20 protein-coding genes are annotated in these 20,480 nt (G+C 68.8%); 9 read left to right on the forward strand and 11 right to left on the reverse strand.

Translation table 11 applies throughout. The annotated features are described in order from the left end of the window. Positions 1–3 precede the first annotated feature (3 nt). Genes OG310_RS19300 through OG310_RS19315 form a run of 4 tightly spaced genes read left to right on the forward strand, consistent with a single transcriptional unit; the run spans position 4 to position 4,530 of the window. A complete protein-coding gene (locus OG310_RS19300) occupies positions 4–993 on the forward strand; it encodes a PD-(D/E)XK motif protein (protein WP_329460251.1) in 990 nt (329 codons plus the stop codon). Beyond that, complete coding sequence (locus OG310_RS19305) at positions 990–2,870, forward strand: hypothetical protein (RefSeq protein WP_329457128.1); 1,881 nt, start codon at positions 990–992, stop codon at positions 2,868–2,870. Before OG310_RS19300 ends, OG310_RS19305 begins: the two co-directional genes overlap by 4 nt. Before the next feature lie 47 nt (positions 2,871–2,917). Next, the gene (locus OG310_RS19310) at positions 2,918–3,769 is read left to right on the forward strand and encodes a hypothetical protein (protein WP_329457129.1); all 852 of its coding nucleotides are present in this window, start codon (positions 2,918–2,920) and stop codon (positions 3,767–3,769) included. After that, complete coding sequence (locus tag OG310_RS19315) at positions 3,769–4,530, forward strand: DUF6339 family protein (RefSeq protein WP_329457130.1); 762 nt, start codon at positions 3,769–3,771, stop codon at positions 4,528–4,530. Before OG310_RS19310 ends, OG310_RS19315 begins: the two co-directional genes overlap by 1 nt. Positions 4,531–4,616: 86 nt before the next feature. Here the strand turns inward: OG310_RS19315 and OG310_RS19320 are convergent, their stop codons facing one another. Next, entirely contained in the window at positions 4,617–5,924 is a 1,308-nt protein-coding gene (locus OG310_RS19320; protein WP_329457131.1) for a restriction endonuclease, read from the reverse strand. A gap of 787 nt (positions 5,925–6,711) precedes the next feature. On the opposite strand from OG310_RS19320, the gene OG310_RS19325 reads away from it, so the two are divergent. Further along, entirely contained in the window at positions 6,712–7,647 is a 936-nt protein-coding gene (locus OG310_RS19325; RefSeq protein WP_329460252.1) for a phosphotransferase family protein, read from the forward strand. A 48-nt stretch (positions 7,648–7,695) separates the two neighbouring features. Here OG310_RS19325 and OG310_RS19330 read toward each other — a convergent pair whose 3' ends face one another. From OG310_RS19330 to OG310_RS19355, 6 genes are read right to left on the reverse strand one after another with little or no spacing between them, the layout of a single operon-like run. After that, positions 7,696–7,950 (reverse strand): PTS glucose/sucrose transporter subunit IIB, encoded by a 255-nt coding sequence (locus OG310_RS19330; RefSeq protein WP_329457132.1) that lies wholly within the window; start codon positions 7,948–7,950, stop codon positions 7,696–7,698. Between the two features lie 26 nt (positions 7,951–7,976). Continuing rightward, the gene (locus OG310_RS19335) at positions 7,977–8,378 is read right to left on the reverse strand and encodes a hypothetical protein (protein ID WP_329457133.1); all 402 of its coding nucleotides are present in this window, start codon (positions 8,376–8,378) and stop codon (positions 7,977–7,979) included. Next, entirely contained in the window at positions 8,375–9,013 is a 639-nt protein-coding gene (locus OG310_RS19340) for a hypothetical protein (RefSeq protein WP_329457134.1), read from the reverse strand. The genes OG310_RS19335 and OG310_RS19340 overlap by 4 nt, the downstream gene beginning before the upstream one ends. Beyond that, on the reverse strand, positions 9,010–11,106 hold the full coding sequence (locus tag OG310_RS19345) for a phosphotransferase (RefSeq protein ID WP_329457135.1): 2,097 nt from the start codon (positions 11,104–11,106) through the stop codon (positions 9,010–9,012). Before OG310_RS19345 ends, OG310_RS19340 begins: the two co-directional genes overlap by 4 nt. A gap of 25 nt (positions 11,107–11,131) precedes the next feature. Beyond that, positions 11,132–12,757 carry a carbamoyltransferase family protein gene (locus OG310_RS19350; RefSeq protein WP_329457136.1) on the reverse strand — a complete coding sequence of 542 codons (1,626 nt, stop codon included), beginning with the start codon at positions 12,755–12,757 and terminating at the stop codon, positions 11,132–11,134. After that, positions 12,750–13,682, reverse strand: a complete 933-nt coding sequence (locus tag OG310_RS19355) for a glycosyltransferase (protein WP_329457137.1) — start codon at positions 13,680–13,682, stop codon at positions 12,750–12,752. Before OG310_RS19355 ends, OG310_RS19350 begins: the two co-directional genes overlap by 8 nt. 212 nt (positions 13,683–13,894) lie before the next feature. On the opposite strand from OG310_RS19355, the gene OG310_RS19360 reads away from it, so the two are divergent. Continuing rightward, complete coding sequence (locus OG310_RS19360; RefSeq protein ID WP_329457138.1) at positions 13,895–14,128, forward strand: hypothetical protein; 234 nt, start codon at positions 13,895–13,897, stop codon at positions 14,126–14,128. 43 nt (positions 14,129–14,171) lie between these two features. Here OG310_RS19360 and OG310_RS19365 read toward each other — a convergent pair whose 3' ends face one another. From OG310_RS19365 to OG310_RS19375, 3 genes are all read right to left on the reverse strand, one after another. Then, a complete protein-coding gene (locus OG310_RS19365; protein WP_329457139.1) occupies positions 14,172–14,624 on the reverse strand; it encodes an ATP-binding protein in 453 nt (150 codons plus the stop codon). Positions 14,625–14,832: 208 nt separating this feature from the next. Continuing rightward, positions 14,833–15,405 carry a flavoprotein gene (locus OG310_RS19370; protein ID WP_030898560.1) on the reverse strand — a complete coding sequence of 191 codons (573 nt, stop codon included), beginning with the start codon at positions 15,403–15,405 and terminating at the stop codon, positions 14,833–14,835. Beyond that, positions 15,402–16,637 (reverse strand): helix-turn-helix domain-containing protein, encoded by a 1,236-nt coding sequence (locus tag OG310_RS19375; protein WP_329457140.1) that lies wholly within the window; start codon positions 16,635–16,637, stop codon positions 15,402–15,404. The genes OG310_RS19370 and OG310_RS19375 overlap by 4 nt, the downstream gene beginning before the upstream one ends. A 249-nt stretch (positions 16,638–16,886) precedes the next feature. Between OG310_RS19375 and OG310_RS19380 the strand changes: the two genes are divergently transcribed. Continuing rightward, positions 16,887–17,840 carry an FAD-dependent oxidoreductase gene (locus OG310_RS19380; protein ID WP_329457141.1) on the forward strand — a complete coding sequence of 318 codons (954 nt, stop codon included), beginning with the start codon at positions 16,887–16,889 and terminating at the stop codon, positions 17,838–17,840. A 29-nt stretch (positions 17,841–17,869) separates the two neighbouring features. Then, the gene (locus OG310_RS19385; protein WP_329460253.1) at positions 17,870–18,271 is read left to right on the forward strand and encodes an NUDIX hydrolase; all 402 of its coding nucleotides are present in this window, start codon (positions 17,870–17,872) and stop codon (positions 18,269–18,271) included. A gap of 116 nt (positions 18,272–18,387) precedes the next feature. On the opposite strand, the gene OG310_RS19390 is transcribed toward OG310_RS19385, so the two are convergent. Further along, a complete protein-coding gene (locus OG310_RS19390; protein ID WP_329457142.1) occupies positions 18,388–19,092 on the reverse strand; it encodes a nucleotidyltransferase domain-containing protein in 705 nt (234 codons plus the stop codon). Positions 19,093–19,595: 503 nt separating this feature from the next. Between OG310_RS19390 and OG310_RS19395 the strand changes: the two genes are divergently transcribed. Further along, positions 19,596–20,417 (forward strand): DUF317 domain-containing protein, encoded by an 822-nt coding sequence (locus OG310_RS19395; protein ID WP_329457143.1) that lies wholly within the window; start codon positions 19,596–19,598, stop codon positions 20,415–20,417. Positions 20,418–20,480 lie beyond the last annotated feature (63 nt).

Raw genomic sequence — 20,480 nt, forward strand, 5'->3', positions numbered from 1 at the left:
CGTGTGCTCGACCGGCACTGGGCCGAGTTGGATCTCGCCCCACTCGGCCCAGGAGCTGCTCTCAGGACCTCTCCGCTCCCCGTCGTCACCGAGCACGGGGCGGTCGCCGCGGCTACCGACGGTGACTCGTTTCGCCACTTGCTGATCCCCCTCCGGGGACGTCGACGTATCCCCACCGGGCGGATCGGCGGAACACTCCGCGTGATGGAGCGGGCGTTGCAGGACGACGAGACCTACGGACGTTTCGCGGACGTCGTCTGCACCCGTAGGGATCTCGACGACGTCTTCACGGGGCTGTGCGCCGACGTCCTCGTGGCACTGGAGGCGGACGGGCGGCAGCCCTACCGCACTACGCTGGCGGTGGTGAACCGCTGGCGCCAGCTCTTCAGCGGCATACCCCGCACGCTCACCGAGACGCAGGAGATCGGCCTCATCGGCGAGTTGTCGGTCCTCCTCCGCCTGCTCGTCAAGGACCCGGGCGCCGTGAGGTGGTGGGCCGGCCCCGAGGGAGGACGACACGACTTCTCCGACGGCCTCCGCGCCGTGGAGGTGAAGAGCACCCACACGACCTCGGAGCGTAGGACTTTCGACGTCCACGGACTCGACCAGCTGGAGGCACCGCAGGACGGTCGTCTGATGCTGGCCTGGCAGCGGTTCGAAAAGAGTCCGCGGGGGCGGACCGTCGGTGAGCTCGCCGCGGAGGCGGCCCGGATGTGCGACGACGAGTCGGAGCTGTGGCTTCGACTGGCACGTGTCGGCTATCGGCACGGACAGACGGACGACGAAGGCGCACTGCGCGTGTCACCACTTGAAGAACGTTGGTACGAGGTCGACGGGGCTTTCCCCTGCCTCACGGCGGCTTCGCTGACGGAGCCGGTACCGGACGCACTCCTGGACGTTCGCTACACCGTCGATCTGGCCGGCGTCCACTCGCCGGTGCTGGACGACGCGGCCGTGGATGCCTTCCTGGACGAGTTGGGGTGGGCGCCATGAGCGCGGAATCCCCGCGTTGGTCGTCCGAGCCCTACGCCCCCGGCGGCGGAGGGACGGCCGAGGGTGCCTTGAAGAACCTCGACGGCACCGAGCTGGACCCGCTGACACTTCTGGTGAGGGAGTCGGCTCAGAACAGCTGGGACGCGCGAACCGGGGACGGCCCGGTGGACTACCGAGTGGAACTGCGCACCCTCGGCCCCAGTGAGGCTCCGGTGTGGCGCGAACTCCTGGCCGCGGGCGCGCCTCAGCTTCGACACCTCAAGCTCCGGGCCTCGCTGGCCCGTCCCGCCCCGCGCATCCTGACCGTGACCGACACGGGGACGAGGGGACTGGGCGGACCCACCCGCGCCGACGTCGCGGTTCCCGGGCAGTCGGACTTCGCGTCGTTCGTCCGCAAGACCGGCAGCTCCAGCAAGGTCACCGGCCGTGGCGGCACCTACGGTTTCGGAAAGGCGGTTTTCCACCTCCTTTCCGCGTCGCACACGGTGATCGTGCACACGCGCTGTCGTGTGGACGACCGATTGGAGACCCGACTCATCGGGTGGGCGGTGCACGAGAGCTATACCGTGGAAGGCGACGACGGTGCGAAGACGTTCACCGGCCGCCACTTCTGGGGAAGGGTCCGCCGCGGTTACGTCGAGCCGCTGGTCGGGGATGAAGCGGACGAGGTCGCCGGAAGTCTCGGCCTGAACTCCCTCCCCGACGGCGACACCGGGACCTCCGTCGCGATCCTCGACCCGGTCTTCGGCGAACGCGACGACGCCGAGGCCATGAGGTGGATCGTCGACGCGATGGTCTGGAACCTTTGGCCGAAGATGCTCCCGGAGGGAGGAGACGCCCCCATGCGCTTCTCCGCCCACCACGAGGGCCGGGCGGTCCCCGTTCCCAGGCCGTCGGAGGTGCCCCACCTGCGACCGTTCGTCTGGGCCTACGACGACATGACCCGTCTCGTCGAGCACAAGTCCATGGGGCGCGTCCTCGGCCGACTCGGTATGCGGAAGTTCATCTCCCCTCAGGGAAGGCCCCCTCGGGTGGCGCAGGAGGCGGGTATCGGGGAGCGGCTTCACCACACGTGCCTTATGCGGCCGGTCGACCTGGTGGTGAAGTACCTCGAAGGTCCCCCCTTCTTCGAGGAGAGCGGAGGTTACGTCGCGGTCTTCCGTGCCGACGCCGCAGTGGACCGGGTCTTCGCGGCGGCTGAGCCCGCATCGCACGACGCCTGGTTGGTGGACAAGCTCAGTGGCGACGACCAGCGCCTGGCCAAACAAGCCCTCCGCAAGATCAACGACGTCATGAAGGAGGCTTCCGGGCCGGCCCGGGTGGCGAGCGAGGCGGGCGAAGGCGTCTCCCTCGCGGGGATGAGCCGACTCATGGCTGGACTCATGGCGGGTACGGCGGGGGAGGGGGCGGAGGCGGTTTTCGCCGCGGGTACGACGCCCCCGGGAGGTTCCTCGGGCGCCGGACGGGGCTCCGGAGGGCCGGCCGGAGCCGGCGGGATCCCCGGTCCCAGAGGAGGATCGAGCGTCCCCTCCGGTCGCAGGCGCGTTCTGTACGACGGAGACCCCGAACACGACGTCGTGGACGGTGAAGCCGTCATCGTCCAGCGATTCACCCTGCCCGACGCGGTCTCCTACGTCGTCCAAGGTCGCCCCGCCGTCGCGTTGGGCGACGGTCGCGGTGTCGAGACGGAGCCGCCCATCGGAGCGTCGATCCCCACGGTGCTGGGATGGCGTGCGGGGAGCGGACCCGTGACTGAAGGGTCCGCGTTGCACACGGTCGGCGGTGACGGCACGGTCTGGTCGCTGGTCGTCCGGCCGGCCCCCGACACCATGACCGAGGTGACGGTCGTGGCTGAGGCAGGGGGTGACGATCGGTGAATCGTCGCGCCTACCCCTATCGCGTCGCGGCCGTCGGGTCGGTGACGATGTCTGAGTGGTCCCTCAAGTCCGGGGACGGGGAAGTCGTTCCGCTGCCCCCCTTCATACCCGACTGGGACTTCCAGAGAGACCTGTCCCTCGAGACGGTTGTCAAGGTCGACCTCGACGCAGTCAGGGCTTCGGCCGGACTCCCATACGAGGCCGAGCTCGCCCTCTCCGCGATCTGGAGCTCCACCGGCAGCGGCCTCCGGCGACTGGCCCACCGAATCACACTGCACGGTGGGGGCACCCGATCGGCACAGCTCTCGTTCACCGTGATCGGACGCGACAGCGGCGGCCGATTGTCCCTCGATACGCAACTGGTTCTCGCGAAGGCCCTGGACAATGCGGATCCGACCGGCCCCCGACGCGCGGGGTCCGTGCTCTGGCAGCACCGGGCCGGGGTGCGGCTGCAGGGCGACGCGTCGCAGTTCCCTATGGCCGTGGTCGACTTCAAGAGTGCCGGTTACCCGGAGAACGCCCCCTGGTACCTCGACGTCGGTCCGAACCTGGAGGCGGCGACGATGGGCGCAGTCGTGCTGCTCGTGAACAGCGGCACGCCGGTCGTGCTCAACGCGCTTCGCCGCGCGGAGAAGGCGTCATACGCGGAACGGCTCATCCAGTCCGCCGTCCGACAGGACGTCGTCCGCCTGATGATCGAGCGGGCCGTGTCCGACGAGGAGCTGACGGACTCGTCCCGGTTCGAGCCGGACACGCTCGGTCACACACTGCTCGGCCTTCTGCGTACCTTCCTCCCCGGTACATCCCTCACCTCCCTGCGCATGACGCGTCGCACGGATCCGGCGCTCTTCTCGGCGAAGATCCAGCACGCCGTCGGCCTCTTCTCCAAGGAAACGTGATGGTCCACCTATATCCGCGGCTTCTGCCCGCGGCCGCGGCCAACCTCCGGGAGGAGTGTTTACACCGTTCCGTCGAGTACCTGCGTGATCGTTCGGCTCTCTCCCACCCGGCCATGTTCTACGCGGCCACCGGCGGGTCCCGTCTTCCCGAGCGGAGCCTCGGCTCTCTACGCGAGGCGGTGCTCGCGTGCGCCACCGAACGCGGCTATCCCGTCAAACCCGGCAGGAGGCAGGCGGCGGGTTTCGACATCGACGTGGCGACGGTCCTCCACCGAGACTCAGGCATCGTTCCGGCGGAGGCGGTCGCGGGTGATCTCTGGGCCTTCCTCTCCCTCGTCGTCCTGCCGGACGTGTCCGCGTGGAGATTCGCGGACCTGCATCGCGACCGGGTGCTGGGGACCGACGTCACACGCCACGTCTTCGGCCGGCTGTGGTGGCGAGCACACCTTTTGTACGACGAGGACGGAGGGAGGGAGGACCTCTACGCCTCGTTGTCCGTGCTCAACGAGTCGGACTTCGACCAGATCTACGCCCGACGCACCTCGATCGGCGGGAGCCCGCATCTGGTGCGGGCGATCGTCAGGGTCTGGCAAACGCTCGACGTTCCGCCCAACGCGGAGAGGCGGATACTCCGCGATTTCCTCATGCGGGTGCTCAGGCTCAACGCCTTCATCTCCTTCGACTCGCTGCCGGCGGACGTACTCGACGAGGAGTTGGAAGGCGTGTTCCGGGAGTCGCTGTCAGTGGTGGTCGGAGCCTAAGCCCCCGAGTGCCCGTGGGCCCGTCTGCTCTGGACGGAGAGCCACCGGGATTCACCGCCCGTAGGGGCGGGTGGACCGGCGGCTGGCTACTGGAGCAGGATCTCCTCGGGGCGTCGGTTCGTGATCGCGATCTCCCGGCCGGCGAGGACGTGCTCGATGCACGCAGCCAGGTCCCCGCCGTGGTCGTCCCTGGCCATGCTTCGCAGTTCCGCGACCAGGCTCATGCCGTTCAGGAGGATGATCGGATACTGATCCTCCACCATCTCGGTCTGCGCCGACTCGGAGTAGGCGCCGGTGGTGACGTAGACCCCGATCCAGCCCCGTCGGAGCCGGGCGACCACCCGGGCGATCTGCTCCGCGGTGATGAGGGTGTCGGGTTTGACGCACTTCGCCTGCCCGAGTACGACGAGGCTCGTGCCCGCCAGGCCGCTTCCGCCGCCGAGGTCGAGACGTCCGACGAAATCGGCTCCGCCGTCGCCCGACCGGCGTGTGAGCCAGCCTTCGACGTACCCGTGACCCGCTCCACGCAGCACGCGGGCCGCCACCGCGGCGGCTAATGCCTCGAAGTCGTGTTTGCGCCCGTCGAAGTACTTGTAGACCGTTTCCAGGTCCGCGGCTTCACCACTGCCGGGCTTCAGGCGCTGATCGCGCACTTTGGCGACCTGAGCCCGGGCGACCCGGCGACGGAGTCCGGGGAGGGCCGAGGAACCGTTCTTGACCCACTCCCGCCATGCCCGCGGTGCGAGGCCGAGGGCATGAGCGAGGGACACGCCCTTATCCCTGCGCGCTTCGATCCATTCCCAATCGACCGTGTCATCCTCGGAGGTCAGGTCGATGAGGGCGATGTCGTAGACGTAGTTCACGAACGGCTCGTGCTCGCGACCTCCCCATTGAACCAATCGTTCGGTCCGCTCGATGACGCCGAGTCCGCAGAACGCCACATGCCCCTTGGGCTTGCCGTTCCGGGGTACGGCGCGGAACAGCAGCAGGGGTGTGGCGGCGGCCCGTTCCTCGGGAGTTCGCCCCTGGTGGTCCGTGAAAGCGTCGAGCAGGGCGGCGTTACCGGTGGTCGCGCCGGTCGGAACGTTCAAACCGGCTTTGTGGTCGCCGAAGTAGCGGACATGGCCGTTGTCCATGTCGAAGACGTCGTGCCAAGGGGTCTGCTCGGTGCCGGCCTTCCAAGGACTGGAGCGGATGAGGATCGCCGGGCGCCGTATGCCTTCGGAGGTGGGGACCTTGGCCATTCCGTTGATGCCGGCCTCCAGCAGGGCACGCTTGTGACCCGACGAGTGAGTCACGTGGTGGAAGTTGGGCAGGCCGTCGAGTAGCTCCGGTTTCGGATCCTTGCCGCTCGCATAGCGATACACCTGCCCCACCCGCAGTTTTCTGCCCACAGCCAGCACTCTCCCCGAAGCCGCTTCCCGACGCTGAACGACGACAGTAGCGGTGGGTACTGACAGACCGGGATGCGCCGACCCCGAGATCTGGAGATGCGGGGTGGCCCTATCGACGGAGGGAGGGGCACAGACGATCACGGCTCGGTGGCGCCCCAGGTCGTTGGGCGGCGGCCAACAGAAGGTTAAATTTCGGGAGGTCGACCACGGCTAGCCGACCCGGGGAGAGTGCGTCTCTCGGATGCCGAGCCCGCGCGGGCATCCCCGCTGCCATCGGTCTCAAGGAACCCCACACCGACCCATATGCCAAGGCCGTCGAACACGAGGACGAGGTCCGCTTCCGACACCCCGGAGTTGATAGAGCGCAAGGAAGATCGAAGCCAAGCACCAGGCGGCTCTCGAACGAGCCGCCAAGCGGATCAAGCCCAATCGGCCTCTCCTGGAAGTCCTCTCTGATGCTCTTGACTCTGATGATGACGAGGCTGACTGTTCGGCCTGCTGCCTCTAACGTGTAGGCACACACCGGCGTCCGTCGGTTCACCAGGTGGGTCTTGTCCTCGGTCTTCCATCTGAGGACGGTGAGTCGGGCCTGAGCTGCGTTTACGGCACCAGTGAGCGGTTTGAGAGACGGAGAGGTCCTGGGCGGGAGTGATTCCGACGGTGAAGGGCCGCAGCCACACCTTGGACGAGCTGCGCCGGACGTCGCTGTACGGCCTGTGCCGCATAGTCACCTCCAGCCCGAGGACCAGCGAGCTTTGTGTCCTTGACGTACTCCGGAGGAGGGTCGATGGGTGCAGATTCAGCGCCTCGCTTGCTATGGCAGGACCTCCCACCCGCAGTACGCCGTGAGATCGCGAGCCGGGGCGGTGCCCCGGTACTGCGGGCCGTGTCGCAGGAGGGCGGGTTCACGTCGGGTCTGGCTGCGAGACTTCTGCTGGCGGATGGTCGGCGTGTGTTCGTGAAGGGCATACCGGTGGAGCATCCGTTGGCCGGGATGTACGAAGAAGAGGCGATGGTGGCGGCTGCCGTGCCGACCGGCTTCTCTTCGCCGGCCCTGCTGTGGTCGGGCCGGAGTGAGGGCTGGATCCTGCTGCTGTTCGACGACGTCGACGGGCGCCATCCCAGCCTTGCTCCGGGCTCCGCCGATCTTCCCGCGGTCCTGGACACCGTGGCGTTGATGGAGAAGGCACTGTCCCCGTGCGCCTACGCCGGTGCGCGGCCGGTGGCCGAGGCCCTGACCCGGGTTTCGAGCTGCTGGCGGACGTTGGCCGCCGATCGGCCTCGCGATCTCTCCCCGTGGTGCGTGGCGCATCTTGCTGACCTGGTCGAGTGGGAGACGCGCTGGATGCCTGCGGCGGACGGTGACACGCTGCTTCACGCTGATCTGCGGCCGGACAACATGGTGCGCGAGCATGCCAGCGGGACCGTTTTCGTCGTCGACTGGGCGTTCGGGTATCGCGGGGCCGCGTGGTTCGACGCCGTATGGCTTGTCCAGTACATGATCATGGACGGTCATACGCCGGCGTCGGCGGAAGCGACGCTGGCTCGGGTTCCCGCCTGGAAGTCGGCGGATGCCGACGCGGTCACAGCGCTGGCCGTATCGGTCGCCGGCCACTGGGAGTTGGCCCGTCGTCGTCCGTCCCGGCCCGCGCTGCGGGCGTACCAGGCCCGGGAGGCCGCGGCGGCGCTGGAGTGGACGGCGTACCGAACCGGCTGGCGGTGACGAGCCGGTTGTCCGGCGCGGCGGTGAGCCGTCAGTGGGGGCCGGCGGTTACGGGGCGTCGAGGAGTCGGGCGAGGGCCGCGGCAAGCGGGGTGACGGCGGCCGGACCGACCACGATCTGGAAGGTATCCCGATCCAGCACTCCCAGCACGGCGGGATGGTCTCGCAGGGTGGTGTCGTCGACGCGGGTACGGTCGGCGAGGGTGAGTCGTAGTCGGGTGACGCAGTGGGCGAGCGAGACGATGTTGTCAGGACCGCCCAGCAGGTCGCGCAGGGCGGCGGCGGTGCGCGTGTACTTGTCCATGGTCCTTTCCTGAGTGGACGATGAGGTCACCGGGCGCCCCACAGATACCGGTCGATGTCGATTTCCGCGTAGCGGACCTCGGGCCGGTCGTCCCAATACGCCTTGCCGACCTCGTGGGCGATCAGCGACCGCAGGCGCAGGTGGGAGTCGAGCCAGGTCCCGGGCAGCCGCCAACGTGACCATTCGTCCGGATCGGTTTGTTCCAGTGCGCGGTGGGATCGGGCCAGGGCGTTCCGCCACCTGTGCAGGACCTCGGAGGACACTGCCTGGGTGTCGTGTTCGTCGGCTTGGGCGAGGAAAGCTCGTATCTCGTAGACGGTGGCGCGCAGTTCGGCCACGGCGTCAGAGGCGGTAGCCGTGTCGTCGGGAGGAACTGCCAGGGCGGTGAGGAGACGAAGGGTGTTCGCCGTGGCGGGCTCACGCGTCATACCGCCTCCGACGATCGGCCGCCCATGAGGGCCTCTTGCGGCGGGAGCCGGCGGACGAGGTCGGGTGGCAGCGCGTCGAGCAGGGTCGGCCAGCCAGAGGTGTCGGTGACGTCGAGCGTGGTGAAGGTACTGACGGGGAGCCAGACCGGCAGGTCGTCGAGAAAGTGCCGGTAAGCGGTGAGGAAGTCGAGGTCGAACCAGAGGGTGTGGCGCTCGTCGTGAGCGTGTGCGGACCGTCTGGATATCGAGGTGCCCGGGTCGGTCAGCAGGACCAGGGTGGTGAGGTCCGGGTGCGGGCCTGTGAGGTCGAGGTCGTGGCACAGGGCCAGGGCCTGCTCGAAGTCGCTGTACGGGGCTCGGCCGGCGGCGGCCAGCGCGTAGCGGTAGGCGAGGACCCCGATGTGGCACCTGTCCGAGGCGACGAGCAGGTCTGGGCGACTTCGCGACAGGTGTTCGGCGGTGTCGACACGGTCTCTGGCCTCATCCAAGAGGAACCGAGCGGTCTCGGCGTCCGACGAACCGTTCTCTGGGGGCTGGGCCTCGGGGAAGACCAGCAGATGATGCGGTAACGCGGCCTGGAGCCGGTGGAGAAGGGTGGTCTTGCCGACGCCCGGCATGCCGTCCAGGATGATCACAGCCGGGGTGTCCCTTCGGCTTCAAGGGCATCCAGAACGCCGGGTGCCAGGGCGATGACCTGGTCGGCGAGCGTGGTGTCGATCTCGATGGCCCATTGCAGAACCCAGCGGAAGTAACGGGCTGTGTGCCACAACAAGTGCCGGGCGTCCACGTTTGAGAGTCCGCCGAGGCGGGAGCTCTCGTCTTCGTAACCGGTCAGGACGAGGGTCGGGGAGCGGCCGTCGATCAGGCAGTTCTGGACGTACAGATTGGTGAGGTCCTCGTACACGCACCCGACGCCGCAGCCTTCGAAGTCGATCACGCCAGGTGCCAGGTCGGAGGTGAGGAGGAGGTTGCGGGCCGAGTAGTCGCCGTGCACGAATCCCGGAACGCACGCGGTCCGCTGGTCGGGTCCGGTCTTGTCGAGGACTGCGGAGAGGCGGACCCGTACGGGGTGCGCGTCTTGGTCCAGGGGCCGGATGTTGCGGCCGAACGCCGGCAGTTCGGTCAGGGTGTCGGCGCGCAGGGAGTGGAGGCGCGCGGCCACTTCGCCGAGTGCGCGCGTCTCGTTCGTGTCGTGGATGTTGTCGGGGGCTGCGCCGTTCAGGCGGGTGGCGGCCACCCATGAAAGGGCGCCTTCGACATCGTCGTGGCCGAGGACTTCGGGCACGCGCAGAGCGGGTACCCGCGCGGCGAGGCGGAGGCCGATGATCTCGCGGCGCGCCCGTTCGGCGGGCCGGTGCGTGTAGATCTTCAGGACAGCGGTCTTGGAGAGGAAGACCATGGACCGGCCGCCGTAGCCCACGATTGCGGCTTGGTCGAAGACGGTGTCGAGCGCGGATTCGGCGGCGTGGCGAGCGCAGTCGATCTCGCTTGCCAGTCGTGCCAGCACCGGGTGCTCGCGGCCGTTCGTCGATGAAGGCGTCTCGCCCATGGTCAGTTCCCTCCGCGTTCGCCATTCGTGTAGCCAGTATGGTTTCTGGCCTGCGAGTTTCTGGATGTAGCCAGCCCCGACCGCGGGTGTTGTCGCCGGTCCCGGGACATCGCGTACGGCTCGATAGGCGTTCTGTGCCAGTCCGGCCGCAGTCGCCCAGGAGAACTCGGTCTCCACCAGTCGGCGTCCCGCTGCGCCGAGTCGTCGCCGCAGGGAGGCGTCGTCCTGTAAGCGGGCCACGAGAGCGGGCATGTCGTCCATGGACGGGGCGGTGGAGACCAGCGCGAAGGCGCCTGGGTCGGGGAGTCCGGCGAACGCCTCCGCTGTGCCGACGACCGGCAGGCCGGCGGCCATGTACTGGAGCACTTTCAGCTTCATCCCGCCGCCGGAGTCCAGTGGCGCCAAGCCCACTTGGGCTGTCGACAGCGCTGATGGCAGATCCGGCACCGGGCCGTGCAGCCGTACGGTGCTGCCGATGCCAAGGGTGCGCAGTGCTCGTGGGTATCGCCCGTACACGTCGACGGATCCGCCCCGGGGCGCCAGCGCGGGGGCGAGCCGGGTGCGGAGGAAGGCGGCTGCGCGGGCGTTCGGCTCGTAGAAGAGGTTGCCGACGAACGCGGCCGAGCCCGGAGTCTTCTGTTCGCGAACAGGGGTCGGGCCCGGCTCCACACCGCACGGAACGACGTGCACCTTCGTCGCACGCAGAGCGGTCGCGAGGTCCGCGTCACGGCGGGTGAAGGCCACCACGGCATCCGCCGTGGCCACGGCCGCCGCCTGGAGGACAGCGGCCTGGCGGCATTCCCACTCGGCTTTGCCTATCGTCCGGGCGACGGCGGCCTCGTCGTCGTGCATCTCGTACACCAGGGCGGCCCCGGCGGTGTCGGCGAGAGCGCGTCCGTAGCGCACGGTCAGTTGTGTGTTGGACATCACCAGCACCTCGGGGGCGAGTTCCTTCATCTGCGCGGTGAGCGGCGAGGTTTCCTCGTACACGGCCTCGTACGACAGGTAGCGGACGGGGAACGGCCAGCGTCGGGTGGGTCTGGAACGGGGGTTGAGGTCGCACAGCAGCAGCGTCACCTCCACCCCGGCCTCAGCGAGGTGCCTGTTCAGGTGCAGTGTGCGGGCGGCGGCTCCGGTCAGCGGGAGGGAGCGTTGGAAGCCGGCGGTGTCGAAGAGCACAGCGACCCGAGGTTCTTCGCGGTGTTCAGGCATCGGTCTTCACCGCTACGAAGCCGCCGCTGAAGACGAGGGCGTCCAGGTCAGTGCGGCAGAACGTCGCCACCGCGTGTGCCGGGGTCTCCACGATCGGCTCGGTGTCGTTGAAGGAGGTGTTCAGTACGAGGGGTACGCCGGTGATGTCCCCGAACCTGGTGATCAGCCGGTGGAAGGCTGGGTGAGCGGTGGCGTCGACGGTCTGGAGGCGGGCGCTGCCGTCGACGTGGGTGACCGCGGCGATCTGATCCCGGTGCCGCGCTCGGACCTGCGAGGCGAACAGCATGTAGGGGCTGGGCCGGTCGATCTCGAACCAGGCGCCGGCATGCTCGGCCGGCACCGCCGGGGCGAACGGTCGGAAGAACTCACGGTGTTTGACCCTGGTGTTGAGCACTTCCCGGGTGGTTCCCGCGCGGGGGTCGGCGAGGATGCTGCGTGAGCCGAGGGCGCGGGCACCGAGTTCGCTTCCTCCGTCGAACCAGCCGACGAGCTTTCCCTGCGCGATGAGTTCGGCCGCCGCGGTGGCCGGGTCGGACTCGCGCCGGTAGGCGAACGCCTGGTGCGGGTAACGCTCCGCCAGGCCGGAGGCGGGATGTCTGCGCAGTGCCAGGTGGATTTCGGAGTCGGTGTAGACGCGGCCGAAGGAGTCCCGTCCGGGGAGCGGCGTCCTGGGTGTCCGGCCGGTGAGCAGGTGGACGCCGTGGAGCGCGTTACCGAGGGCCTGGCCACGGTCCGAGGCCGGCGGGGGCACGAACAGGTTCGCGCCGGTGCGGCGGCGGATCGCCTCGTTGGCGACGCAGTTCATCGCGACTCCGCCCGCGAAGCAGACGTTGGTCTGGCGGTGCTCTGCCATCAGGTGGGTGAGGACTTCGGCGAGAGCGTCCTCGGTCTGGGCCTGGACCCAGGCGGCCAGGTCGCGTGCCCGGGGCTCGGCCCAGGCGTACGGTCTGCCGAGATCGAGCCCGGACGCCGCGGCGAGCTCCACCAGTCCTCGGTCGTGGGTCCGCTCCAAGCGCCCCTCGACCTGCGCATCGGTGACGTCGAAGAGTTGCAGGTCGATGGCCTTGGGATCGCCGTACGAGGCGAGAGCCATGGTCTTGCCGGACTCCTGCCCGTCGAAGCCGAGCCAGTTCGTCACCGCCTCGTACGTCGCGCCGATTCCTCCCGCCCGAGCCCTTCCCGTACGGTTCCCGCCCACTCGGGTCAGCCCCGTGCGGTCGGCCAGGAAATAGCTCTCGGTCTGATGGTCGTTGCCCGATCCGTCCGCGACCACGACCAGCGCCTCGTCGGTGTCGGACAAGCAGAATGCACCGTAGGCGTGAGACAGGTGGTGGTCGACGGACACGATCCTGCGTGCGTCCACGCCGTAGCGCTCAAGACCGCCGGTGAAGCCTTCGTCGAGGCGGGGGCCAACGCATGAGAACACCACGACGCCGACGTCCGCGAGGGTGAGGTCAGCCGCTTCCAGGCAGTAGGCGAGGGCGGCCTGCCAGCCGCCGCTGTACCGGGTGCGGTTCAACCGTTCCTCGGCGATCGCGACGACCCGGTTCCCGGTCACGATCGCGCATCCGCCGTCGTGCCCGAGGTTCAGCCCTACGGCTATGGGGACGTCACTCATGGGAGACCTCCTTCGTCGTCGCGCACTTCTCTGCGCTCGCGGTGTGTTCGCTTCTTCCGGCCATGGCCAGCCGGAGTCGTTCCGCCCGTAGTCCCACGACCCGCGCGACGTCGGCCGCTGCCGCACTGCGACCCGCACTGCTCCGCAGGCGCGCGGGGGCGAGCGCGTCGCGCAGTCGGTAGCTGTCGTAGATGTCCGCGCCGGGGTGGATCATCAGCAGCCGGGCCACCGAGACGCCGTGCCACAGGGCACGGCCCCGCAAGGCGGATGGCGTCAGGTCGGCCGGATGGATCGCGCGGTGGACCACGGCATCCGGCACGACGACCACCAGATGCCCGCCGCGCTGGGCGCGTACGGTGAACTCCATCTCCTCGCAGCTCAGGTGGCGCCGACCGGCGACTCCGAGTCGGGTGTCGAACCGGGGCATCGGGTTCCGTCGTATCGCCAGGTTGCAGCCGACGACCCAGTACGGGGAGGCCAGTTCCGTAGTGGCCTGTGGCCATGTAGGAGGCACGAACAACTGGAGTACGTCGGCCGGTACGTCGCCGACGATCCCGTCGGTGAAGTACGGGACGACTTTGCCGCCCGCGCAGTACGCCCCCGTCGTCTCCAGGGCGGCGGCCATGCGCCGGGCCCAGTCGGGCTCGGGCCGTGCGTCCGGATCAGTGATCAGCACGATCTCGCCGCGCGCCCGCCGGATCCCGGTATTACGCGCGCGCGAGAGCCCGGGCCGCCTCTCGTGGACGACCTGGCACGGCATGGGCCCCAGCCGGTACGGTCCCTGCGGCAGGACCGGCGCCGAATGGTTGTCCACCACGACCAGCTCAAGCTCCTCGGCCGGGTAGTCCTGGGCGCGGACCGCTTCGCCCAGGTCGCCCAATGCGCCGATATTGCCTCGCACCGCGACCACGACGCTTATTCGCACGTTCGTCCTCCGCTGTCGATGTGGCATCGGATGGTGCTGGGGTGTTCGTCCTCGACGGGGGAGCGGAACCGGCACGGGGATACTCACGTACGGGGCAGACCACGGCCTGGTAGTGGACGTGGTCGCAGTCGACGATCTCGACTGACAGCCGCCTACCGGCGCGCAGGGCAAGCAGCGCCCGTCGGCGTGTCTCCTCGTCGCCGGTCCACCGGGTGGCTCGACCGACGTCGGGACCGCTCAGGAACCGGGCGAACGGTTCCAGCCGCGCGACGAACCAGGCGAGAGCCGCTTCCGGGCCGGAGACGGAATCCCTGCTCAGCCAGAACATCGAGCGGATGATCGCGCTCTGGGGGCCCGGGCTCTCCAGGGTCGCGAAGGCTTCGCACTGGAAGAGCTCGGACGGCGACGAGCGGTGCCAGACCCGGTCGACGGTGGCGGCGGCCTGACTCAGGCCGTCGAGCACGCCACGGTTCGTTGGACGGGAGACGATCACGATGCGTCCTCCGGCCCGGCTTCCGACAGCGGGAGCGACGCCCACACCGTCTTTCGGCCACAAGCACCAAGTCGGCATCCCCACCGGTCGGCCAGCGCCTGCACGAGGATCAGGCCCCGCCCGCCCTCGTCGTCCTCCGCGGTCCGCCGTACGGCAGGGCGCCCACCGTTGTCGTCTTCGACCTCCAGCACAGCGTCGCCGTTTCGGATCGTCAGGATCACGGACACACTGCCCGGGTCGCCGTGGTGGATGGCGTTGACCACCAGCTCGGTCACGATCAGCCCCATGTCGTCCGCGATCTCGGGGACGCCCCACTGCCGGAGGGTGGCGACGACCGCGTGTCGTACGCGGGCTACAAGGTGAAGCTGCGGGGCGATGTCCGTGCACATGACCTGCGGGAGCCTGATGTCGACGGGCGCCGCGTCCTCGGCGGGGAAGGGCGCCGTCACCGTTGCCACCGCCCCTGCCGGGTAACGGCATCGAGGGGTCTGAACGGGGCCGGCACTCGCTGGGCGCGATGGTCCGTCTGTGCCGTTCCCGCGTTGTGTCGGTCGACCATCTCAGGCATGGCGACAAGCTTCGACGCCCCATGAGCAGAGGACCCGGACAGTTTGTCAGGGTCCTCTGTTCCCGCAGATCAGGGCAGTTGACGTCCCGTTACCCAGCGGCTTCCATGGCTCGGTCGATCGTGTCCAGCACCGCTTCCCACGGGAGGTCCCGGCCTGGGGTGGCCGCGCGTGGCTCGTGCAGCGGCCAGATGTCCGGTCCGTAGACCAGGTGAACGTCGGCCTCTCGCAGCGCGGCGATATGGCGTCGCCATGCGGGGTGGCGCGCGTGAGCGGCGTTCACCCTCGGAAAGACGACGACGGGCAGTCCGAGGGTGCCGATGGCCTCCCCCACCTGAGTCAGCGCCTGGTTGTCGGCGATACCCGTCGCGAGTTTGGCCACCGTGTTCGCGCTGGCGGGGGCGACCACGTAGCAGTCCACGCTCGGGTGCGGCCTCGCCTCTCCGGGCAGGCGTGGTTCGTCGCGTACGGGCAGGCCGGTCAGTGTCTCCAGCCGGTCGACCTCACCGTTCATCCGCAGCCACCGACCGGCCGTCGGACTGAGCGTCACGGCGACCTGCCACCCGCGCGCCAGAGCCGGTTCCACCAGTCCGGTACGCAACGCCTCGACTCCCCCGGCACTCGTGCCCACGACCCCGAGGACTCCCCGCTTCTGTGTGTTCACTCCACCGCCCTGCATCGTTGAGCCATCATGAACACCTCCGACGAACGGGCGCCGCCGGTGGCCGGGGACCGCTTGATCAGGTCGCGCAGCGTGTCCCGTACACGGGGATTGTTCCGTACGAGCTGAGGCGACACGTGCTCGGCAGTACGCAGCTCGGCGAACGCGCTATCCCCCTGGCCTGCCAACGACAGGGCACGGGCGTGATCGATGCGATGGGAGACACCACGCTCCGGGGGCATGTGGCCCACGTCGATCTGGCCGTGTTCCACGACGTAGGAGATGTTGTCCAGGTCCAGCTCCGCCGACAGTCTGTGCAAGACGACGTTCGTGGGCCCGAAGCTCGTCTGCCAGTGGTTCTCGTCGGAACCGAGGCGGTCGGCGAGTGCTTCCGCCCGGTTCAGGAGATTCGTCGCCGTAGCCCGGTCCTGGCGCCGGGCCGCCGCGATGGCTGCCCGCAGGAAGATCATGCCCAGCAGGCTCAGGGCGGCCGGATCGGTCTCGTCGACCCGGGCCGACAACCACCTCGCCGCCGTGTCGCCCAGCTCCATGGCCTCGTCGTACCGGCCGTTGGCCAGCAAGGCATGTGTGCCGGACCGTGCGGCGGACGCGAGGACCAGCGGGTCGCCGGATTCGTCGGCGGCCCGCATGGCGCGTTCGGCGGCGAGCCACGAGATGTCGGACTCCCCGATCTTGGCGAGCGTCGTGGCGGCGAGGTGATGTACCCGGGCGGAAACGGCCCAGCATTCCCGGCTCTCCGTGGCGGAACGCGCCGCACGATCCTCAAGTTCCTGGGCGGTCTGAAGGAGGCCGGGGAGCCCGGCGATCACCTTGCCGAGGCGACCGGACTGATAGTCGCTCCAGGTCTGTTCGGCGAGCTCCGCGCTCGGGCCAGGGTTTGGGAGTTGTGCCTCGGCCTCCGGCCCGAACAGCAGCCGGGAGAGGCGACGCGGACTCATCAACGCGTCGCGGACGGCCGGGACGTCATCCTGCTGCCTCTCGTCCTCCATGAGTACGGGCTGGCCGACCAACTCCCCGAGCGGCACGCGCAGCACACGGGCCAGTTCGGCGAGCATGTCGATGCGCGGTGGCTTGCGCCGACCGGACTCCGCTTTCACCAGCCAGTCCGTGCTGCGGCCGACCAGCCCGGCCAGTACCTGCTGCGTGTACCCGCGGCGTCTGCGGTGGAAGGCGATCCGCTCGCCGATGCTCAGGTGATCTCCGAGACCACGCATACGTGCTGCCTCCCGTGATGTAGGGGCGGTCCCTACGATAGCTACGCGGCAACGTGATGGAGTGGGATCACGTTTCCGTGGGTCCCTGCGTTGCCCGAGCTCAAAGTGAAGGCACTGGTGCACGGAGGTACGGACGATCTGTCCGGGACTGAGCGGCCCCGGGCTCGCGTCAGGAGGCTGCTGGTTCATGAGGGTGGTCGCCTACTTGACGTGCCCCATCGATATCAGCCAGCCAGTGGAGTCGAGATCATGACCGCACGGGAGTGCGTTGTCGTCGTCGGGGCAGGGGTGTCCGGACTCACCACGGCCGTCGTACTCGCCGAGGCCGGGGCTTCGGTGCGCGTGATCGCTGGGCAGGTACCCGGTGCCACTTCACTTGCGGCCGGGGCGATGTGGGGCCCGTACCTGGTCGAGCCGAAAGACAAGGTCGACCGGTGGGGCCAGCGGTCCCTGGAGATCTTTCGCGAACTCGCCGAGGACCAGGCGACGGGCGTCCGGCTGACCAGCGGCATCGAGGCGTCCCGAACAGCCGAGGCCGCCCCTGACTGGGCCACCGCGCTGCCTGGTTTCCGCCCGTGCGAGCCTGCCGAACTCCCCACCGGGTTCACCGCGGGCTACCGGTTCACCGTGCCGCTCATCGATATGCCGGTCTACCTGGACTACCTCCTGCGCCGATTGCGCGATGCCGGGGGTGCAGTCGAGCGACGACAGCTGGCCACGCTCGCGGATGCCGGTCCGACTTCGGTGATCGTCAACTGCGCCGGCCTCGGCGCACGCGACCTGGTGCCAGACCCGGAACTCCGGCCCATCCGCGGCCAGCACGTCGTCGTCACCAACCCCGGTCTGACCGAGTTCTTCTCCGAGGACACCGGCCCCTCCCCGGACCTCTTGTGCTTCTACCCGCATGGCGACACCGTCGTCCTGGGCGGCACTGCCATTGAGGGAGAGGCCGATCTCTCCACCGACGCCAAGGCTGCGGCGGCCATCCTCGCCCGCTGCGCCGAGGTCGAACCCCGCCTTGCGAAGGCCCGAGTCCTGGAGCACCGGATCGGCGCCCGACCAACCCGCACCAGAGTCCGTGTGGAGGAGGAACAGTGGGAAGACGGCACCGTGGTCGTGCACAACTGCGGGCACGGTGGTGCCGGCGTCACGCTGTCGTGGGGGTGCGCCGAGGAAGCTCGGGCGTTGCTCTTCGTCAAGTGATCTGACTGGAGGAACAGTTTTTGCCGGAGATGACGGAGAAGCAGCCGGGCGTGGCGGCGGCCATCATCGTTCACGGGGGACGTGTACTGATGGTGCGTCGTCGTGTCAGGGAGGGGTCGCTCTCCTGGCAGTTCCCGGCCGGCAAGGTCGAACCCGGTGAGACTTGTGAAGAGGCGGCCGTGCGTGAGACGCGGGAGGAGACAGGTTTGGCCGTGGCGGCTGTGGAGCGACTCGGTGAGCGGGTTCACCCGGAGACGGGGCGGCAGATGTCCTACATCGCCTGCGAGGTACGGAGTGGCACTGCCCGTATCGCAGCACCCGACGAGGTGGCCGATCTTGCGTGGCTGGCGCATGGTGCGGTCTCTCGCTATGTGCCGTTTGGACTGTTCGGGCCTGTGCGGGTGTACCTCGACGCAGCCCTCTCCCGTTGAGAGCAGCCCGGAAGGCGGCGGCCCAAGGCTCGCTGTCGACCGGGTACACGTCAGCGGGCGCGGGCCGAGTCAGTGAAGCGAAATGGGCGCTGAGCCAGTCCGCGATACGAGATCGTTCACGGAGTCCCGGCGCGCTTATAGCCGACCCACAACCGGCCGCCGGCCTGCTCCAGCACCTTGTCCACAACGGTCACGAGAGGCTCCACTCTCCCGCCCAGAACCTCTTGTAGCCCGTGACGGAGGTGCGTGCTGAGCCCCGGTGCGGTCGTCCCAAGGCGCCGGGCCAGCCACTTTCCACCGCCACCCCAAGAACCGCCTATGGCCAGCGCCAGCTCACCAGTCCGTCGGACCAGTTCGGTGGCGATGAACAGACGCTCGTTCCGGTCGCCGCTTCCCGCGAGATCGTCCAGGAGGTCGGTGATCGCGTAGCGCCGGTCGTCGATCTCTTCCGCCGACAACGGGGGTGGTCCTGCGGTGGTCAGCTTCCGAGCCTCTGCGGCGATACGCGCTCCGAGCCCATCGGTGTCGAGGAGCAGCAACCCATCGGCACACATCCACAGCAGCGGTGACCGGCGCCTGTGTAGCTCCCGTTCGACGTAGGCGTGCCATGTCTCGTCGGTGTGTACGAACACCTCCACCGGCCACTCTGCGTACTGGAGACTTTCCCGGTACGGGGCCGGGGCGCCGTGGAGCAGCACCACGATGTCGAGGTCTGACGTCGCCGTGCGGCGGCCTGTCACGACGCTGCCTCCCAGGAACGCGGCACGCGCGTCCGGGGGTTGTCCATTTACGACGGCGTGTGCGGCCTCGATCGCATCCATGAGGCAACTATCAGCACGGTCGCCACCGCGCGCACATCGTTTTCCGGGGCGTGACCGGTTGCCTCCCGCTCCGTGCCGGGGTTCGCCGCAGGCAGACAGCACAGATCCACGAATGACTGGCCAACACTGCGATGGCATGTCAACGTGGACGATCTTCCCGCGAAAGCGCCAGGTCGAATAGGAGATCCCCGTAACTGCGGCAGCCCATGCCGGATTCTCCATCATCATCGCGCCTTTACTGAGGCATGAGAGGCCGCGCGGTCTGAGGCCGAGTCGCCTTCGTGACAGATCAGTTGGACTCGCGTGCTCTCCCCTGGTTGTGGACGACACGGAGCGTGTGCGGAAGCTCGCGGTAGAGCCTGACGGCGGCCATCGCCTACGTGAAGAAGGCAGGGCGCGGGGATACCAGGTCGGCCATCCGCCCCAGGCCGACAGGAACCCAGCGCGGATTTCCTGTCCAGTGCCGCAAGAACGTCGGCGGCGACAAGAACCCTCACGAGCCCTTGGAGGCACCCCTGCATCCCGACTTCCCGTGCGGACCAACCACCCCGGCTAGCAACCCACCCGCCTACTGGGTCGGTCCTCGGCACCTGGCCGGTGACGACGGGCGTCTCTACGACACCGTCGCTGATGCGCTCGCCGGCCTGGGCTGGACGAGCCTCATGATCGTTCGCGGGCGGCAGGAACGGGACGAGGCGCCGGAGGACCGTCAGGTCCTGCGCAGCACCGTCCTGCACGTCAGTCCCGACGCCTTGAGATGGGCGCAATGGGTTTTGCCGGACGAGCCGTTCCACCTGGGGAACCAGCCGATCGCCTGGCAGGTGTCCGCTCGTTCGGACCTGAGCAGCCCGCTCGCCCGGTGGTCGGCCTACTTCACCCGTGATGTCCCCGGTGAGGTCCTCGCCGACTTCCTTGCCGCACTCGACGCCTGCGAGCAGCCCGCCCTGCCGTTCGGTGGCCACGAGCCGGTCCTCGACGCGGTTACGGCGAACGGCTGGCTACGAGACGCCGACCAGCCCGGCGCTGCGGCGGCGGATCCGACCTTCGCCTCCCACATCCGTCTCGGTGAGATGCCGCCGCTCATTCAGGACGCCGACCCATTGGCGTTGGTGGTTGAGGCTGACGACGCGGTCCTGGCCGGGTGGCAGGCGTGGGCCGAGCCCACGCGCGGGGCGGGCTACTTGTGGGCGGCGTCGTTCGGCCTCGGCGTGCCGCCCGACCTCGTCGCCGTCTTCGCCGACTCCCTCAGCTCCAGCGCACCGGTCCTGCGCCGGGTGCTGCCGGAAAGCACGCGCGATCGGCTCCTGCGCGCCCCAGCCGGCTGAGAGCCGTCCAACCCGTCGAAGCCGGGCCCCATAGCGGGAGGCCCGGCTTCGATCGTCGGCTAT

It is taken from the genome of Streptomyces sp. NBC_01497, from assembly GCF_036250695.1.
In the GTDB taxonomy this organism is placed as follows: Bacteria; Actinomycetota; Actinomycetes; order Streptomycetales; family Streptomycetaceae; genus Streptomyces.

What these genes read in the sequence shown, in the direction of transcription:
- OG310_RS19385 (WP_329460253.1), top strand. Translation starts at nt 17,870, where the DNA reads ATGACGGAGAAGCAGCCGGGCGTGGCGGCGGCCATCATCGTTCACGGG.
- OG310_RS19330 (WP_329457132.1), bottom strand. Translation starts at nt 7,950, where the DNA reads ATGGACAAGTACACGCGCACCGCCGCCGCCCTGCGCGACCTGCTGGGC.
- OG310_RS19315 (WP_329457130.1), top strand. Translation starts at nt 3,769, where the DNA reads ATGGTCCACCTATATCCGCGGCTTCTGCCCGCGGCCGCGGCCAACCTC.
- OG310_RS19305 (WP_329457128.1), top strand. Translation starts at nt 990, where the DNA reads ATGAGCGCGGAATCCCCGCGTTGGTCGTCCGAGCCCTACGCCCCCGGC.
- OG310_RS19310 (WP_329457129.1), top strand. Translation starts at nt 2,918, where the DNA reads ATGTCTGAGTGGTCCCTCAAGTCCGGGGACGGGGAAGTCGTTCCGCTG.
- OG310_RS19325 (WP_329460252.1), top strand. Translation starts at nt 6,712, where the DNA reads ATGGGTGCAGATTCAGCGCCTCGCTTGCTATGGCAGGACCTCCCACCC.
- OG310_RS19350 (WP_329457136.1), bottom strand. Translation starts at nt 12,757, where the DNA reads ATGAGTGACGTCCCCATAGCCGTAGGGCTGAACCTCGGGCACGACGGC.
- OG310_RS19380 (WP_329457141.1), top strand. Translation starts at nt 16,887, where the DNA reads ATGACCGCACGGGAGTGCGTTGTCGTCGTCGGGGCAGGGGTGTCCGGA.
- OG310_RS19335 (WP_329457133.1), bottom strand. Translation starts at nt 8,378, where the DNA reads ATGACGCGTGAGCCCGCCACGGCGAACACCCTTCGTCTCCTCACCGCC.
- OG310_RS19390 (WP_329457142.1), bottom strand. Translation starts at nt 19,092, where the DNA reads ATGGATGCGATCGAGGCCGCACACGCCGTCGTAAATGGACAACCCCCG.
- OG310_RS19375 (WP_329457140.1), bottom strand. Translation starts at nt 16,637, where the DNA reads ATGCGTGGTCTCGGAGATCACCTGAGCATCGGCGAGCGGATCGCCTTC.